Annotated in this window: 14 protein-coding genes; 4 read left to right on the top strand and 10 right to left on the bottom strand. The window is 57.4% G+C overall.

Annotation, left to right across the window (positions count from 1 at the left end):
• The first annotated feature begins 14 nt into the window (after positions 1 to 14).
• Positions 15 to 782: a hydroxyacylglutathione hydrolase gene (gene gloB, locus AC2FIM_RS10285; RefSeq protein WP_496708110.1), complete on the top strand. Its 768-nt coding sequence runs from the start codon at positions 15 to 17 to the stop codon at positions 780 to 782.
• 174 nt (positions 783 to 956) lie between these two features.
• Positions 957 to 3,281 (top strand): ATP-dependent Clp protease ATP-binding subunit ClpA, encoded by a 2,325-nt coding sequence (gene clpA, locus AC2FIM_RS10280; protein WP_142636483.1) that lies wholly within the window; start codon positions 957 to 959, stop codon positions 3,279 to 3,281.
• A gap of 137 nt (positions 3,282 to 3,418) precedes the next feature.
• On the opposite strand, the gene AC2FIM_RS10275 is transcribed toward clpA, so the two are convergent.
• The 3 genes from AC2FIM_RS10275 to AC2FIM_RS10265 form a co-directional block, all read right to left on the bottom strand.
• On the bottom strand, positions 3,419 to 5,098 hold the full coding sequence (locus tag AC2FIM_RS10275) for a peptidoglycan -binding protein (protein WP_271949158.1): 1,680 nt from the start codon (positions 5,096 to 5,098) through the stop codon (positions 3,419 to 3,421).
• A 3-nt stretch (positions 5,099 to 5,101) separates the two neighbouring features.
• Positions 5,102 to 6,283, bottom strand: a complete 1,182-nt coding sequence (locus tag AC2FIM_RS10270; RefSeq protein ID WP_142636479.1) for a biopolymer transporter ExbB — start codon at positions 6,281 to 6,283, stop codon at positions 5,102 to 5,104.
• 69 nt (positions 6,284 to 6,352) lie between these two features.
• Positions 6,353 to 6,883 carry a gamma-glutamylcyclotransferase gene (locus AC2FIM_RS10265; RefSeq protein ID WP_142636477.1) on the bottom strand — a complete coding sequence of 177 codons (531 nt, stop codon included), beginning with the start codon at positions 6,881 to 6,883 and terminating at the stop codon, positions 6,353 to 6,355.
• Between the two features lie 67 nt (positions 6,884 to 6,950).
• Between AC2FIM_RS10265 and AC2FIM_RS10260 the strand changes: the two genes are divergently transcribed.
• Positions 6,951 to 7,952: a DUF2125 domain-containing protein gene (locus AC2FIM_RS10260; RefSeq protein WP_142636475.1), complete on the top strand. Its 1,002-nt coding sequence runs from the start codon at positions 6,951 to 6,953 to the stop codon at positions 7,950 to 7,952.
• Here the strand turns inward: AC2FIM_RS10260 and AC2FIM_RS10255 are convergent.
• From AC2FIM_RS10255 to AC2FIM_RS10240, 4 genes are all read right to left on the bottom strand, one after another.
• Positions 7,949 to 8,668, bottom strand: coding sequence for an extensin-like domain-containing protein (locus tag AC2FIM_RS10255; protein ID WP_271949154.1), 720 nt, complete (start codon positions 8,666 to 8,668; stop codon positions 7,949 to 7,951). The two genes, AC2FIM_RS10260 and AC2FIM_RS10255, sit on opposite strands and share 4 nt — an antisense overlap.
• On the bottom strand, positions 8,665 to 9,585 hold the full coding sequence (locus AC2FIM_RS10250; RefSeq protein ID WP_271949152.1) for a prephenate/arogenate dehydrogenase family protein: 921 nt from the start codon (positions 9,583 to 9,585) through the stop codon (positions 8,665 to 8,667). The genes AC2FIM_RS10255 and AC2FIM_RS10250 overlap by 4 nt, the downstream gene beginning before the upstream one ends.
• Positions 9,582 to 10,667, bottom strand: a complete 1,086-nt coding sequence (hisC, locus tag AC2FIM_RS10245; protein ID WP_496677614.1) for a histidinol-phosphate transaminase — start codon at positions 10,665 to 10,667, stop codon at positions 9,582 to 9,584. The genes AC2FIM_RS10250 and hisC overlap by 4 nt, the downstream gene beginning before the upstream one ends.
• Positions 10,668 to 10,732: 65 nt before the next feature.
• Positions 10,733 to 12,148 carry an aminotransferase class V-fold PLP-dependent enzyme gene (locus AC2FIM_RS10240; protein ID WP_282027584.1) on the bottom strand — a complete coding sequence of 472 codons (1,416 nt, stop codon included), beginning with the start codon at positions 12,146 to 12,148 and terminating at the stop codon, positions 10,733 to 10,735.
• A gap of 103 nt (positions 12,149 to 12,251) precedes the next feature.
• Between AC2FIM_RS10240 and AC2FIM_RS10235 the strand changes: the two genes are divergently transcribed.
• The gene (locus tag AC2FIM_RS10235; RefSeq protein ID WP_142636466.1) at positions 12,252 to 12,713 is read left to right on the top strand and encodes an Lrp/AsnC family transcriptional regulator; all 462 of its coding nucleotides are present in this window, start codon (positions 12,252 to 12,254) and stop codon (positions 12,711 to 12,713) included.
• Positions 12,714 to 12,842: 129 nt separating this feature from the next.
• Here AC2FIM_RS10235 and rpsD read toward each other — a convergent pair whose 3' ends face one another.
• From rpsD to AC2FIM_RS10220, 3 genes are all read right to left on the bottom strand, one after another.
• A complete protein-coding gene (gene rpsD, locus AC2FIM_RS10230) occupies positions 12,843 to 13,463 on the bottom strand; it encodes a 30S ribosomal protein S4 (RefSeq protein ID WP_058279997.1) in 621 nt (206 codons plus the stop codon).
• Between the two features lie 213 nt (positions 13,464 to 13,676).
• On the bottom strand, positions 13,677 to 14,180 hold the full coding sequence (locus AC2FIM_RS10225; RefSeq protein ID WP_282027585.1) for a hypothetical protein: 504 nt from the start codon (positions 14,178 to 14,180) through the stop codon (positions 13,677 to 13,679).
• Positions 14,181 to 14,462: 282 nt separating this feature from the next.
• Positions 14,463 to 15,470: a helix-turn-helix domain-containing protein gene (locus AC2FIM_RS10220; RefSeq protein WP_496708105.1), complete on the bottom strand. Its 1,008-nt coding sequence runs from the start codon at positions 15,468 to 15,470 to the stop codon at positions 14,463 to 14,465.
• Positions 15,471 to 15,730 lie beyond the last annotated feature (260 nt).

The following is a 15,730-nucleotide window of genomic DNA, read 5'->3' as shown; positions in this document are numbered from 1 at the left end:
AAGGGCAAAAGGCCATGCCTCTTGAGATCGTCACCATCCCATGTCTCAGCGATAACTACGCATTTCTGGCGCATGACGCGGTTAGCGGCAACACCGCATTAATCGACGCGCCTGAAAGTGGCCCGATTCTGTCAGAACTGGAACGACGTGGCTGGGGCTTGTCTCATGTGTTGCTCACGCATCACCATTTCGACCATGTCGACGGGTTGCCGGCCATTTTGGAACAGCACCCGGCGACGGTGATCGGCGCGGCAGCCGACGCACATCGCCTGCCACCTTTGAATCAACAGGTCAATGACGGCGACAGTTTTGAAATCGGCGGGGAACCCGTCCTTGTTCTGGACGTTTCGGGGCATACTCTTGGTCACATCGCCTTTCACATGCCGCAAAGCGCGGTGGTCTTTACCGCCGACAGCCTGATGGCAATGGGTTGTGGACGCCTGTTTGAAGGCACCGCACCGCAGATGTGGGAATCGCTGTGTAAACTGAGCGCCTTGCCGGATGACACGCTGGTTTGTTCAGGGCACGAATACACGCAGTCCAACGCCAAATTCGCTCTCACCGTCGATCCAGGAAATTCTGCGCTGCAGAAACGCGTCGCAGAAATTGACAGCACCCGAGCCGCCCAACAGCCTACGGTTCCCTCCACTCTGGCGTTGGAAAAGGCCACTAACCCCTTCCTGCGCGCTGCTGACCCGGCGATTCAGGCGCACCTGGGTATGGCAGGCGCCGAACCAGCCAAAATTTTTGCTGAAATCAGGGCTAGAAAAGATCGGTTTTGATACCTATTTCACCTACTTCACAGCCACGGTCACAACAAATGTGACTGTCAAGAGCAAGAAAACCCTTGAAGCCGGGCTCTGATCAACCAAACTCTAATAGTATGAGGACATGGTTGGGATGGGGATCCGGCCTTCAGCCCGCCCCCTTCTGACCCAAGACAGAGGAGCACCCGCGTGCCTTCATTCTCGAGCACACTAGAACAAGCCATCCACGCGGCCCTGGCGGCTGCGAATGAACGGCGACATGAATTCGCAACGCTGGAGCATCTGCTTCTGGCATTGTTGGAAGAGCCCGATGCGATCCGCGTGATGAAAGCCTGCAGCGTCGATCTTGACGAATTGCGCAGCACTCTGGTGGAATTCATCGACGAAGACCTATCGAACCTTGTCACCGATATTGACGGGTCCGAGGCTGTACCGACAGCCGCTTTCCAACGTGTGATCCAGCGCGCTGCGATCCATGTTCAAAGTTCGGGCCGGACCGAAGTGACCGGGGCGAATGTTCTGGTCGCGATCTTTGCCGAACGCGAAAGCAACGCAGCCTATTTCCTGCAGGAACAGGATATGACCCGGTACGATGCGGTGAATTTCATCGCCCATGGTGTGGCCAAGGACCCGGCCTACGGCGAAAGCCGTTCGGTATCGGGCGCGGATCAGGCAGAAGAGGAAACTCCGGCCAGCACCGCCGATGGCGAGCAAAAAGAAAGCGCGCTGGGGAAATACTGCATCGACCTGAACGCGAAATCGCGCGCGGGCGATATCGACCCGCTGATCGGTCGTGCCGATGAGGTTGAGCGCTGCATTCAGGTGCTATGCCGCCGGCGCAAGAACAACCCGCTTCTGGTCGGTGATCCGGGCGTTGGCAAAACCGCAATCGCAGAGGGACTGGCATTTAAGATCATCTCTGGCGAGGCCCCCGATGTCCTGTCAGAAACCACCATCTATTCGCTGGATATGGGTGCATTGCTGGCGGGCACCCGCTATCGCGGTGATTTCGAAGAACGCCTGAAAGCGGTCGTGACCGAGCTTGAGGATCACCCAGACGCGGTTCTGTTCATTGATGAAATCCACACCGTCATCGGTGCCGGTGCCACCTCGGGCGGGGCAATGGATGCCTCGAACCTGCTGAAACCGGCCCTTCAGGGTGGAAAACTGCGCACTATGGGTTCGACCACCTACAAAGAGTTTCGCCAGCATTTCGAAAAGGATCGCGCGCTCAGCCGCCGGTTCCAGAAGATTGACGTGAACGAACCTTCGGTCGAGGACAGCGTAAAAATCCTGCGCGGTCTGAAGCCCTATTTCGAAAAGCATCACGAGATCAAATATACAGCCGACGCGATTAAAACCGCGGTCGAGTTGTCAGCACGCTACATCAATGACCGCAAGCTGCCCGACAAGGCGATCGACGTGATTGACGAAGCCGGTGCAGCCCAGCATCTAGTTGCTGAAAGCAAGCGCCGCAAGACCATCGGCGTCAAAGAGATTGAGGCCGTTGTTGCCAAGATCGCCCGCATTCCACCCAAGAACGTCACCAAGGACGATGCCGAGGTTCTGAAAGACCTTGAAAAGTCGCTCAAACGGGTGGTCTTCGGACAAGACGTGGCGATTGAGGCGCTGTCCAGCGCCATCAAACTGGCGCGCGCCGGTCTGCGCGAGCCGGAAAAGCCCATCGGCAACTATCTGTTTGCTGGCCCAACCGGTGTGGGAAAGACCGAAGTCGCGAAACAGCTGGCGGATACGCTGGGAGTGGAACTGCTGCGTTTTGATATGTCGGAATACATGGAGAAACACGCGGTCAGCCGCCTGATCGGTGCGCCTCCGGGCTATGTCGGGTTCGACCAAGGCGGTTTGCTGACTGATGGCGTCGACCAGCATCCGCATTGCGTTCTGCTGCTGGATGAGATTGAAAAAGCCCACCCGGACGTGTTCAACATCCTGCTGCAAGTGATGGACCACGGAGAGCTGACCGACCACAATGGTCGCACGGTGAACTTCCGCAACGTGGTGCTGATCATGACCTCGAATGCAGGGGCGCAAGAACAGGCAAAGGCGGCCATCGGCTTTGCCCGCGACCGCCGCGAAGGTGAGGATACCGCCGCGATCGAACGTATGTTCACACCGGAATTCCGCAACCGTCTGGATGCTGTCATTTCCTTCGCGCCGCTGCCGAAAGAGGTCATCCTGCAGGTGGTCGAGAAGTTCGTGCTGCAGCTTGAAGCACAGCTACTGGACCGCAATGTGACCATCGACCTGACGCCAAAAGCCGCCGAATGGCTGGCCGACAAAGGCTATGACGACAAGATGGGCGCACGCCCATTGGGACGCGTCATTCAGGAACACATCAAGAAACCTCTGGCCGAGGAGCTGCTGTTCGGTAAGCTGGCCAAGGGCGGTGTCGTTCGCGTCTCGGTCAAGAAGGGAGAGCTGGATCTGGACATTTTTGGCCCCGATCAACCGCGCATCCCTGGCGACAAACCCCCGCTTCTGACTGCAGATTAAAAGCAGCGCGTCAAATCAAAGCCCGGCTTCTACGCCGGGCTTTTTTCTTGCCTAAGCCGTGTCACCTGTCTCAAAAGAAAACCTCAGGGGCGCCCGGAAAACCACCCAACTCTGACAATGGGCCTTCCTTGCTGCAATTAGCGCTCGGTCAGCTTCAATTCGATCCGGCGATTCTGAGCGCGCGCTTCTGGGGTGTTTGCGGGGTTGAAGGGTTGGAATTCACCAAAGCCATTGGCCGCCAGACGTTGCGGTGGAATACCCAGCGCATCGACCATATAACGGACAACCGACAAGGCGCGTCCCTGGCTAAGCTCCCAGTTGTCCCGATAGCGGCCAGTTCCGGCCAGCGGGACATTGTCGGTATGGCCGTCCACGCGAATAACCCAGTTCAGGCCTTCGGGAATTTCAGCCGCGACACCGCGCAGTATATTGGCCACCTTGGCGATCTCAAGCTGACCCTTGGGCGACAGCACTGCTGATCCTGTATCGAACAGTACTTCGGACGAGAACACAAACCGATCGCCTTCGATCCGAACGCCTTCCTGATTACCCAGCACATCGCGCAACCGGCCGAAGAATTCAGAGCGATATCGCTGAAGATCCTCGGCCTGCGCCGTAAGTTCTTGGTTCTGGCCCGAAAGGGCTTCGGCCTCGGCCTCAAGCCGGGCGCGCTCGGCCTCTTCCAACAAACGGCGGCGACGCTCTTCCGAAGCGGCGCGGGCGAGTGCGGCGTTCAGATCCTGACCTAATGTTTGAATACGAATATCAGCGGCGGCGTTGCGGTCTTCGTAATCGTCCAGCAAGGCCTGCAATCCACCCAACTGCTCGCGCAGGGCTGCCATCTGCTGGTTTAGCAAGGCAGTCTGACGCTGCGCCTTTGCTGAAACGGCTTTCTCGGCAGAGATTGCCTCACGCGCAACGGCCAGCAAGGCTGCGCGTTCTTCGGCCAATGTACGCTGTATCTGCTCCGCTGTCAGAGCGTCGGTTTGGGCGGCCAATGCCGCTTGCAGCTGGGCCTGCAACTCCTGACTATCAAGTTCACCAAATTGCCGCTCGAGCTCAGCCTTGGCAGCTTGCGCAGCGGCCAACAGGGTCAGGGTTTCTTCGGCTTGCTTGCGTTGCGCTTCCAGAGCCAGCGTCATAGCGGTCAGTTCCGCATCCGCGTCCTGCAGACGATTGCGCAGGTTTTCGGCCGCCGCAGCTTCGGCCAGGCGCGCGGCCTCTTCGGCGTCAAGTTGGCCTTCAAGCTCGGTGACCAATGCGGCCTGCGCGGCCTCATTTTGTTCCAGATCCGCCACCAACGCTTCAAGCGCTTCGCGGCGGGCAGCATCAAGCCGGGCGGCCTCGGCCTGGGCATCAACCTCGGCACGGCTTTGGGCAAGGGCCAGGTTCAGGGCCTCTTGTTCATTCAGCAATTCCGAACGCTCAGATTCCAGTGAGGCGATAACCCCCAGCGACCGCTCTTGATCGGCCAACAGAGATGCGACCTGTGCTTCGAATGACGTGATCCTGGTTTCCGCCTGCGCCAGATCTTCCTCGGCCTGCGTCAGGGTCGCATTCAGCGCCCCTAACCGGGCCTGAAGGCGGCTGTTTTCCCGTTCTTCCAACCCAAGCGCACCGGCAAGGGCCGCCACTTCGCCGGACAGGGCGGTCAGTTCATCCTCTTGCCCCGAAATCGTCTCGCGCAGCACGAATTGCACCACCATGAAGATGGTCAACACAAAGGTCAGCACCATCAACAGCCCGGTCATCGCATCCACGAAACCCGGCCAGACCGACCCCTGAAACCGCTGACCTGTGCGACGGGACAGAGCCATGGATTACTCTCCTTCCGGAGCGGTTCGAACGGCGCCTCGGGGCAATGTAAGAGCTTTGACCAAAAGTTCGATGTCCTTGCGCAGCTCGCTCATGCTTTCTTGGCGGCCTGCTGAAATTTCTTCGAGGATACGCAGCAACTGAACATCCATCGAGCGCAGGCGCATGCGGCTTTCTGCGTCTATTCCTTCGCTGGTCCCCTGTTCTCGCAGATGATCCAGCAGAGCGTCCTGCCCCAGTGCGACACGTTCCAGCGCAGCGGTGACATTCTCGGTCTCAGACTGACGCTGGTTCATATCTCCGATTGCGCCGACAAGATGCCCCAGCTTGCCCGACAGCTCGGCCCGGTCGGCTTCCTGCGCCGAAAACAGGTCCTGCAGGGCGTTCATCTGTTCGGACATTGCATCCAGAACCGGTGTCAGAACCGCCAGTTCGGTGCTGCTGCCGTCATCGCCTGCTGCAAAGCCGACACGGGTGATCGAGGACAACCATTCTTCGAGCTCTCGATAAAACCGGTTCTGCCCGTGGCCCGCGAACAGTTCCAGCAACCCCACAATCAGTGATCCGGCAAGACCCAGCAACGAAGACCCAAAGGCCACGCCCATTCCCTGCAGTTGGGTTTCAAGGCCAACCATCAGGCGATTGAACACGGCCAGCCCTTCTTCGCCATCCTGCGGATTGAGACTGCGGATCGTGTCGACAATAGCGGGGACCGTCGTGGCCAAGCCAAAAAACGTTCCCAAAAGCCCAAGATAGATCAGAACATTGGTGATATAACGCGTGATCTCACGCTCTTCCTCGACCCGTTCGGCCACCGAATCCAAAATAGACCGGGTCGAACTGGAACTGATCTGCGACCGCGCACCCCGGTCCCGCAGCAGCGACGCCAGCGGTGCCAAAAGCTGAGGCGTGCGCGCGTCCTCATGAACAACGCCACCAACGAAGGACTCGATCCAGCGCACCGAACCGATCAACTGTGTCACCTGATAAAAACAGGCAATTACGCCGACGAAAAATACCAGAAGGATAAAACCGTTCAGATACGGGTTTGCATAGAAAACCGGCAAAACGTAAGGCAGCGCCATGAAGATGCCCATACCAGCCAGGCCGATCGCCACAAGCATCGTTACGATCTGACGAATGGGTTGCGAGAAATGCGGTCTCGCGCCCTGTTGTGCCTGCGCCATGCGCGTTTTTCCCGGTTCTTTTCTGCTCTGACGCGAATCTACCGAAAATCTGCCGGTGACGCCAAGGGTTTATGAGGTAATGCTTCGCACCCGTTGCGCTAACCACTCAAGATCGGGATCACGCAGACCAATCTCGGTCAGATGTTCAGCTGTGTTATAAAGGTATTCGGTATTTGGACCGCGCCCGCCGACAGCATGGGCAATGATCTGCGCCTGGTCTTCCAACGGCATGCCCCCGCAATACTGCACGTGATCTGCGTCGATAACATAGGTGACAGCCGTTACGACCTCGTCCGTTTCCAAATGCACATCAAGCATCTTTTCGACATAGGCCGACGAGATCAGCTCGCGCTCGCGCAGTTCATGCAAGGTACGCTCTTCGTGGCCTGCCTCGACGGCGAGGGCCAGACCTTTGCACAGGGTGTCACGCTGTTCATCCAACGCCAGAACAAGGCCGGGTTTCTCTTCGGTTCCGCGGTGATGAATCGAACTCATGCAGAAAGACCGCGCATATCCATTCAGGGTTGCGCGTTCGCTGCGGGACACGGGAAAGCCGGGATTCCACAGCAGCGACCCATATCCGAAAACCCACATCGTCATAGCACTGGTCCTTGCCCGTTTGCGCCTATAAACATCAATTTCAAGGCGGGAAAAAGGGCCATTAGCAATGCGCGGGCTAATACGAGTAGTCATTTTCATCACTGCGATCTGGAGCGCCTATTGGTTCGTCGCCGGATATGGATTGCGCAACGCGATCACAACTTGGTTCGACAACCAACAAGAAAGAGGCTGGCTGGCCGATTTTTCGGACGTAGCCACAGCAGGCTATCCATTCAACCACGTCACCCGACTGAACAGCCCCGCTCTGGCCGACCCGGTCAACGGCACCGCCTGGAGCGCCGACTGGATCGAATTCCAAAGCCCCGCGATCTGGCCGGGTCGACAGGTTCTGCGTTTCGCGGAAACGCCGCAGCTGCTGTCCTATTTCGATCAAACGTCGACCATCGTTGCAGCTGACCTGCAGGCCGAGCTGCAGTTGCAACCTGGTGTCGCGCTGGTGCTAGAGAAAATGTCTCTGACTGCCGGACCATGGTCCGTTGCCAATGATGCTGATTTGCTAGCAGCGGGAACCACGCTTGGTCTGGTGATGGAGCAAACCGAAAATCCTCAAGCCTATGCGATCAGCGCGCGGATCGATGGCTTTTCCCCCGGCGATGATCTGCGCGCCATGATGCATTCCGCCACCACACTGCCCCAGACATTCGATGCGCTGGAAATGGATATGGTCGCCACCTTTGACAAACCGTGGGATCGATCTGCACTGGAACAAAGCCGACCTCAGCCCACCCGGATCGACCTGCGTCTGGCTGAGATGAAATGGGGTGCATTGCGCCTGTTCGCTGCCGGAGAGCTGGACGTAGACGATCAGGGTATTCCTACCGGAGAGATTTCGATCAAGGCCGAAAATTGGCGTGAGATGGTTGCCATGGCCAACGCCGCAGGGGCCCTGCCCGATCAGGCGGTAGACCCTGTGACACGTGCCCTGAAATTCATGGCTGGCTTGGGGGGCAATCCCGATTCGCTGGATCTGCAGTTGAACTTCCGTGAGGGCTATGTGGCGCTTGGCCCGCTACCCCTTGGTCCGGCCCCGCGGTTGATCCTGCGTTAACGGCAGTACGGGCCACGGCGATACCGGGCTGTGTCCAAGTGAAAATGATCCCGGTGATACCGGTCCGCATTCGGGCCAAGTACCGTTCCGAACGGCCCGCAGGCGGCGCGCCAGATCTTGGTCAGTTGCTTCTTTGACGGGTTCTTGCGCCAACCGTTCAGAACGGTCACAACCTCGCCATTCGCCATCTTGAAACCTGATATGTCTATGGCCCGGCCCTTACCGTGTTCCGATATCCGCGCACCCTTGCGGTTGTTGCGCGTTCGGCATGCGTAGTGGGCCGCGACCTGCAGTTCGACAACGGGACCGCGCCTTTTGAAGGTGGGCTTCACGCTTTTCTCGACCCATTGGTTCAGCGCAATTGCTGTGCCGCAATCCATGGTGGACGGACGGCTAAGCGCCACACCAGAAACTGAGGTGATCTGTACCGCTTCCTTGATCCCGCAGGCTTTGATCTTGCCGGGAACATTACCCACCGGCTTGCCCTGAATTTCGATATTCCCGCAGACCGATGTTTTGCGCAGCTTACGCTTTTTGAACAGCACCTGCTGTACCAGCGTATTCGGTTGCAACTCTGGCTGCATCCCGACCGGAGCGGCAAAGGCCAGAACCGGTTGGTCATCGGGGGTCAACAGGTGTTCAGATGGCGTTGCATTCCCCATTGTGGCACCAAGTACCAACCACCCAATCGACAGAACGCTCCAGCCGCGCCTCATGGGTTGGTTTTCCCGCGACCAAAATCCGGCGCGTCCGTATCCTGCCCGGCATCAATGATCCCGCGCCGGATCGCACGTGTGCGGGTAAAATAATCGAACAGCTGATCGCCGTCACCTGTACGAATGGCCCGCTGCAGCGCAAACAGTTCTTCAGTGAAACGCCCCAATATCTCTAGCGTCGCATCCTTGTTGGTCAGAAACACATCGCGCCACATAGTCGGGTCCGAGGCCGCGATCCGGGTGAAATCCCGAAAGCCCGCGGCCGAGTATTTGATGACCTCGCTATCGGTCACACGGCGCAGATCATCCGCTACGCCGACCATCGTATAGGCGATAAGGTGTGGCGCATGGGATGTAACCGCCAGAACCAGATCATGGTGGTCGGCATCCATCTCATCAACATTCGACCCCAACCCCGTCCACAATGAGCGCAGGCGCGCGACGGCCTCCGGGTCCGAGCCCTCAACCGGCACCAAGAGGCACCACCGATTGTCGAACAGCTCGGCAAATCCGGATTCAGGGCCGGAATGCTCGGTCCCGGCCAGCGGATGCGCTGGGATAAAATGTACACCCTGCGGGATATGAGGCGAGACATCCTGAATGACATGCCGCTTGACCGAGCCCACGTCTGAGACGGTCGCGCCCGGTTTCAGGACAGGGGCAATCTCTTGCGCAACTGCGCCCATCGCTCCGACCGGCACGCATAGAACCACAAGGTCTGCGCCCTCAACGGCCTCTTGCGCGGTGTCGCAGATCCGGTCGCATAGGCCAATCTTGCGCGCGGTGTCGCGCGTGGCCTCGGACCGGGCATAGCCGGTTACTTCGGCGGCCAATCCAGCACGTTTAATCGCCCAGAACATCGACGATGCGATCAGGCCCAACCCGATCAGCGCAACGCGGTCATATACCTGGCTCATGCGGCGCCCCCTTTGAAAGCGGTTATGGCCGCAACGACACGGCGACAAGCCTCCTCGTCCCCAACCGTGATCCGAAGAGCATTTGGCAGGTTATATCCCGCCACGCGGCGCACGATCAAACCCTGTGTCTTGAGGTAATCGTCGCACGCTTCGGCCTCGGCCTGATCCTTAAAGCGGGCGAGAATAAAATTGGTGCTGGACGCATCCGAAGATACGCCGATTTTGGACAACTGGGCCGAAAGCCAAACCCGCAAGCGTGCGTTTTCGCTGTGGCAAAAGGTCAGGTACTCTTCGTCCTTTATGGCGGCTTCGGCAGCAGCCAACGCAGTCAGCGACAGGTTAAAGGGCTGGCGTACCCGGTTCAGCACATCAATGATCTCTTGCGCCGCATAGCCCCAACCGACCCGCATCCCGCCCAGTCCATAGATCTTGGAAAAGGTCCGCGTCATGATCACATTCTCGAACCGATCCACCAGAGCGCGGCCTCCGTCGAACCCTTCGACAAACTCGGCATAGGCGCCATCAATCACCATCAGACAAGTCTGCGGCAAGCTTTCGGCCAGTCGGATAAGATCAGCCTCGGGGATCATGGTCGATGTCGGATTGCCCGGATTGGTCACGAACACGATCCGGGTCTGGTCAGTCACAGCGGCAAGAATGTTGTCCACATCCACGTGACGATCGGTTTCAGGCACCATCACCGGAGTTGCCCCCGCCATCCGAGCGATGATCGGGTACATCGAAAATCCGTGTTCGGTATAGATAACCTCATCCCCCGAACCGGCATAAGCCTGTGCCACGAATTGCAGCACCTCGTCACTGCCCACGCCGCAGATAATGCGCGCTGGGTCCAGCCCGTGGCGTTCGCCAATGGCCTTACGCAGACTGGCGTGATCTGTACTGGGATACCGATTCAGGGTGGCCGCACTGTCCCGTACTGCCTCGATCGCTTTGGGGCTGGGGCCAAAGGGGTTTTCGTTCGAGCTCAACTTGATCACATGGTCGACCCCCGCCACCTTCGACTGGCCGCCCTGATAAAGCGCGATGTCCATAATGCCGGGTTGAGGGGTGATCTGGGTCATAAGAGGCTCCGTATTTAGAAGCCCCTCATACCCGTCTCAAAGCGTTGAGAAAAGCGGCAATTCCCTTATGCCGCCTTGAAGCGGGCTGTCGCCGGGTCGGCGTCGTAAAAGGGAGTAAACTCTTCGGTCCGCCGGGACAGGTCATTGACGCTGTCGATGATGAAGCGGACAGTCTCTTGGGACATCAGATATGAAAAGTTCAGACGCACCCAACCGGGTTTTTTCAACTCTTCTCCAGCACCAAGCGCCGCATGCAACTGCTCCGAGGCTGCACGATCAATACCCAGCAACCGATGGGCATAGGGCCCGGCACAAGCACACCCACCCCGGGCTTGAATGCCATAAACATCACTCAGCATCCGGGTGAATAACTGCTGGTGCACCGGCTGACCTTTACTGTCATGAACAAGAAAGGAAAAAATAGGCAACCGATGTGGATTGTCCGCGCCCAACAAGGTCAGACCTGGGTTATCTCCCCACCCTTCCAATGCCATCTGGTTGTAAAGCGCCTCGCGCCTTGCGATTTCGTCTGCGCCAACTGCATCTTTGACCATGAAAGCCAACGCGGCACGGATGTCGCCTATGACATTCGGCGTTCCCGCCTCTTCGCGCGTTGCAAGATCGGCGCTGTAGTCATGCCCCCAAGGGGACACGAAACTCACAGTGCCACCACCGGGCCAGCTGGGGCATGTGCGCTGCACAACGTTTTGATTGACGATCAATACACCAGACGCGCCGGGCCCACCGGCAAATTTATGAGGAGAGACCACGATCGCATCCTTGCGCGCATCCGCCGGGCCCATTTCCATTGGCAGATAAGGCCCACCGCCCGCATAATCCCAAACCGCTACAGCGCCATTAGCCTTGAGCAGCCGCGTAACCGGGTCGGGATCAGTGATTATGCCCGTCACATTCGAAGCGGCCGAAAATGATCCGACGATCAGATCCGCATCCGCGTTTTCAACCAAGGCACGCTCTAAAGCCGACAGATCGACACCCCCTTCGGGTGCTTCGGGGATTTCAATCACCAGCGCTTTGCTTTCCCGCCACGGCAGGATGTTCGAATGGTGCTCATATGGGCCGATCATTACCACTGGTCGTGCAGCAGCCTCGATCCCCAACAGATTGACCAGCCGGTTGAGACCCGCTGTAGCGCCCGATCCCGTAAAGATCACCGCATCATTTTCCCCGGCGCCAACAATCCGGGAGATTTCCGCACGGGCCTCGCGGCGCAGTCGGGTCATGTAGGCCCCGCAATAAGACGCCTCGGTGTGGCTGTTGGCATAAAACGGCAACACATGCGCGGCCACAAAATCCTCGACCTGCTTCAATGCGCGACCCGACGCGACATAATCCGCGTAAACCAAAGGTATGTCCCCGCGCAGCCCCGGGATCATAACATTCTCGCCGATTAAGCCATCGCGCAACGTGTCGCTACGAACAGCAGCTTCAATGTCAGAACGAAATTGGGAAAGTGTCATTATACGGACTCCGAAGTTTCCCAATAAATATGATTGATATGTGTTGTGTATATAATGCATATTTTTAGATGGTTTTCATAAATCTTGTGTCATATGATTTGGAATGTCCAAAAATCTAGATCATATTGACCACCGCCTGCTGCGTGAACTGCAAACCGACGCTACGCTGTCCCAACGTGAACTGGCCGACCGCATCGGGCTGTCGCAAAACGCCTGCTGGCGTCGGCTGAAGGCCCTGAATGATCAGGGCGTCATCATCGGATCGACAGCGCAAATCGCGCGCGAAAAACTAGGGCTGAGCCTTGTGGTCTTCGTCATGCTGCGTACGCGGCACCACTCGGCCGAGTGGTTACAGGCCTTTCGCAGGCATGTTCTGACGATACCAGAGGTCGTGGACTTCCACCGCATTGGCGGCGACTACGACTATCAGCTCAAGGTTGTTACGCAGGATATGGCTTCGTACGACAAGGTCTATCAACGCCTCATCGAAAAAGTCGAGCTGGACAGCGTAACTTCATATTTCGCGATGGAGGCAATTGCAGAAGGACGACCCTTGCCAATCTGATCCGCTCTTTATTTGGTCAAAAAAATTGCTCGGGGGGCATCGCGGCTGGTCGTGATTGGGGGCAGAGCCCCCTAAAACGAAAAAGGCCGCGCAACCGCGCGGCCTTTCGAATTTCGATTTCGGCGAAGATTAGTTCTTCGCGTAGAATTCGACAACCAGGTTCGGTTCCATCATGACAGGGTAAGGCACATCGCCCAGACCCGGTGCGCGCACGAAAGTCGCGGTCATTTTCGAGTGGTCGGCGTCGATGTAATCAGGAACGTCACGCTCGGCCAGAGCAGCAGCTTCAAGAACAACGGCCAGTTGCTTGGACTTGTCACGTACTTCGATGACGTCGCCTTCTTTGACACGGTAGCTGGGGATGTTGACCCGCTTGCCGTTCACTGTGACGTGGCCGTGGTTCACGAACTGACGCGCGGCGAACACGGTCGCGACGAATTTGGCGCGATAGACGACGGCGTCCAGACGGCGTTCCAGCAGACCAATCAGGTTTTCACCGGTATCGCCGTTGACACGAACAGCTTCGGCATAGATGCGGCGGAACTGCTTTTCGGTCAGGTCGCCATAGTAGCCCTTCAGCTTCTGCTTGGCGCGCAGCTGCAGACCGAAGTCAGACAGTTTGCCTTTCCGGCGCTGACCGTGCTGACCAGGGCCGTATTCACGACGGTTGACCGGGGATTTCGGACGACCCCAGATGTTTTCGCCCATCCGGCGGTCGATTTTGTACTTGGCAGACGTGCGTTTGGTCACGGCTGATCTCCTTCTTAAGGTCGAGGCCCTAATAGGCCACTATGAAGGGCGTTGTCCTCTTGAGGTTTCCCTCATGACAGGCCTCCCCTTGCGGGGGCCACCAACACCAATGAAGCCGCGCTTATATCCGCAGCGCTGGCAGAGTCAACATGCCGAACGGAAGGAACCGAAACTTTCTGAAATTCGATTCAAAGACGGCACCACTAACGGGATTTAGTCCGCTAAAGTGGCACCGTTTACAGTTGCGCGTAGGTTCGCGACACCAGTGTACTGGAACTGAGTGGCCTTGCGATGAAACGCGACGACAGTTCCGTCCTGCTCTGCAACTTCACCACTCTGATGCTTGATCTGAGTATATGCGCTGATCCAGAATTCCTGATCGCGTGAAGGACAGCCGCTTTCAAACACCAGCGACGGGCTTTCATCATCATCGGAAACGACCAGTAACGCTGAAAACCGTTGCGCCCCGTTCATAAGCTCGAGCGTTCCGACGACATTATCCGAAAAAGTCGTGGCAGAAATAACGCGCCCGATTGTACCTGATGCAAATGCGTTTTTACGCCCGACAACTTCAGCGCTGCCTGCCAGCATCGATGCCTGACCGCGCCAGGACCAGGCCGACCCTACATTTAAAAATGCCAGAGGTGCCGCCTCTAGTCCATCAATCTCTGTCTGCGACCATGAAATGGCAACACGCCCGTTTACCCCGGTATTCATTTTACCGCCCGTACCCCTCAACAAATCACTGCCCGATGGCCAAGGGTTTATCAGTGACGATTCCGGCAGAAAAGGGACGGAATTGCAGCAATCACGAGAATGTTGCAGAACAGAATCAGAATCCGGATGCAGAAACCCGCGTTTCAAAGACTTAAAGGATCACACTGAGCCCGAATGTCGGTCTGCCCTGCATTCGGTCTGATCAGGCTTTTTTCGATTCGCCGATCACAGCGGATTTAGATTTCAAATGCGTGCGCCCTAATCGGCATACTGCACGAGCCGTCAGTTCACCAGCCCCCGATCCGCCATTCCACCGGAAAAGCGGAGGCTGCGGATATCTTCCGGCATTGTCTTGTACTGGTCTCGAAAAGCACGTTTCAGTGACGTTGTAGACGAAAACCCTGTGGCGGTGGCAATCTCGATTTGTGGCAAATCCGTAAACCGCAGCAGGCTATGCGCACGTTCCAAACGCAATTCTCGGTATGTGGTCAATAGCTTTGCCCCCGTCTTGTTCAGAAACCGTCTCTGAAGCTGCCGGGTTGAAGTGCCAACCATGTTCGAAAGGTCCGTGATCCTGAGTGGCTCTTCGACATGGTTCAGCATTGCCTCAACCGCTGACATAACCAGGTGATCCCCGCCCGCACGATGGATCAAGCGATTGGCAAGCTGGCTTTCGCAGTCCCGCTTGGGTTCGGACAGGCCGATAAACCCGCGCAGGTTATCTGCCATGTTCTCACCATGGTCCAACGAAACAAAATCCGCCAACAAACGCAGCGTACTCAGACGTGTCGTCGCGCTATGCGTGCGCCCGCGCGCCGCCAGATATGTGCCTGTACCACAGTTGGTCAAACCTGCTTCACGCGCTGCTGCATCGAAGTTGGGGTGAATGGCCGCGACTGTTTTTTCCGACAATCTAATCTGGGCCAGCAAAAGCACGGCACCACCGACAAGAATGGTCCGTGGCGAAAGGTTCAGAACTTGTGAGACCCATGTTCTTTCGGCGTCGGACAACGTCCAACAATCCGAAAAATCGCCCCAGAAAACAGCCGCTCTCCCGGTCCAGTACTGCGGTCCTCCTACGGACCCCGCACCAGCCAAACGCAGATTAACGACATAGGAATGGTCGCCGGTCAGGTCGCTCAGGGCATGATAAAATTCCCTGATCATCTCGGCCGAGGCAAATGCACTACTATCGCGCACGATCACATCGATGTTGTGGGTTCGCACGAACGCAGCAGAGGTTGGCTCAGCCAGATAGGCTTGGTCATTTTCGAAGATGCAATGCTTCATGTCTCCCCCGCTGAAAAGCCTGGGCCACAGGCAAAGGCATATGGCCCGGGATGGATCAGCCCGCGGACAGTGCGTGGGCTGATCTGGTTGTCGTCTGTTTACTCTGCGGCTTCTTCGTAAGCGTCCATTGGTGGGCATGTGCAGATGAGGTTTCGGTCTCCGTATGCGTTGTCGACGCGGTTGACGGGGGACCAGTATTTGTCGACGCCCATGGAGCCCGGGGGGAAGCAGGCCTGTTCGCGGGTGTATGGGCGGTCCCA

The organism is Ruegeria sp. CDSC052 (assembly GCF_059610685.1).
This window is presented reverse-complemented; position numbering and strand designations above follow the sequence as displayed.

Bases quoted from the DNA above. Each gene is read 5' to 3' on its own strand.
- AC2FIM_RS10250 (WP_271949152.1), bottom strand. From the start codon at position 9,585: ATGAGCCAGGTATATGACCGCGTTGCGCTGATCGGGTTGGGCCTGATC.
- AC2FIM_RS10265 (WP_142636477.1), bottom strand. From the start codon at position 6,883: ATGACGATGTGGGTTTTCGGATATGGGTCGCTGCTGTGGAATCCCGGC.
- AC2FIM_RS10240 (WP_282027584.1), bottom strand. From the start codon at position 12,148: ATGACACTTTCCCAATTTCGTTCTGACATTGAAGCTGCTGTTCGTAGC.
- AC2FIM_RS10235 (WP_142636466.1), top strand. From the start codon at position 12,252: ATGTCCAAAAATCTAGATCATATTGACCACCGCCTGCTGCGTGAACTG.
- AC2FIM_RS10220 (WP_496708105.1), bottom strand. From the start codon at position 15,470: ATGAAGCATTGCATCTTCGAAAATGACCAAGCCTATCTGGCTGAGCCA.
- AC2FIM_RS10255 (WP_271949154.1), bottom strand. From the start codon at position 8,668: ATGAGGCGCGGCTGGAGCGTTCTGTCGATTGGGTGGTTGGTACTTGGT.
- hisC (WP_496677614.1), bottom strand. From the start codon at position 10,667: ATGACCCAGATCACCCCTCAACCCGGCATTATGGACATCGCGCTTTAT.
- AC2FIM_RS10270 (WP_142636479.1), bottom strand. From the start codon at position 6,283: ATGGCGCAGGCACAACAGGGCGCGAGACCGCATTTCTCGCAACCCATT.
- AC2FIM_RS10225 (WP_282027585.1), bottom strand. From the start codon at position 14,180: ATGAATACCGGGGTAAACGGGCGTGTTGCCATTTCATGGTCGCAGACA.
- AC2FIM_RS10260 (WP_142636475.1), top strand. From the start codon at position 6,951: ATGCGCGGGCTAATACGAGTAGTCATTTTCATCACTGCGATCTGGAGC.
- AC2FIM_RS10275 (WP_271949158.1), bottom strand. From the start codon at position 5,098: ATGGCTCTGTCCCGTCGCACAGGTCAGCGGTTTCAGGGGTCGGTCTGG.
- gloB (WP_496708110.1), top strand. From the start codon at position 15: ATGCCTCTTGAGATCGTCACCATCCCATGTCTCAGCGATAACTACGCA.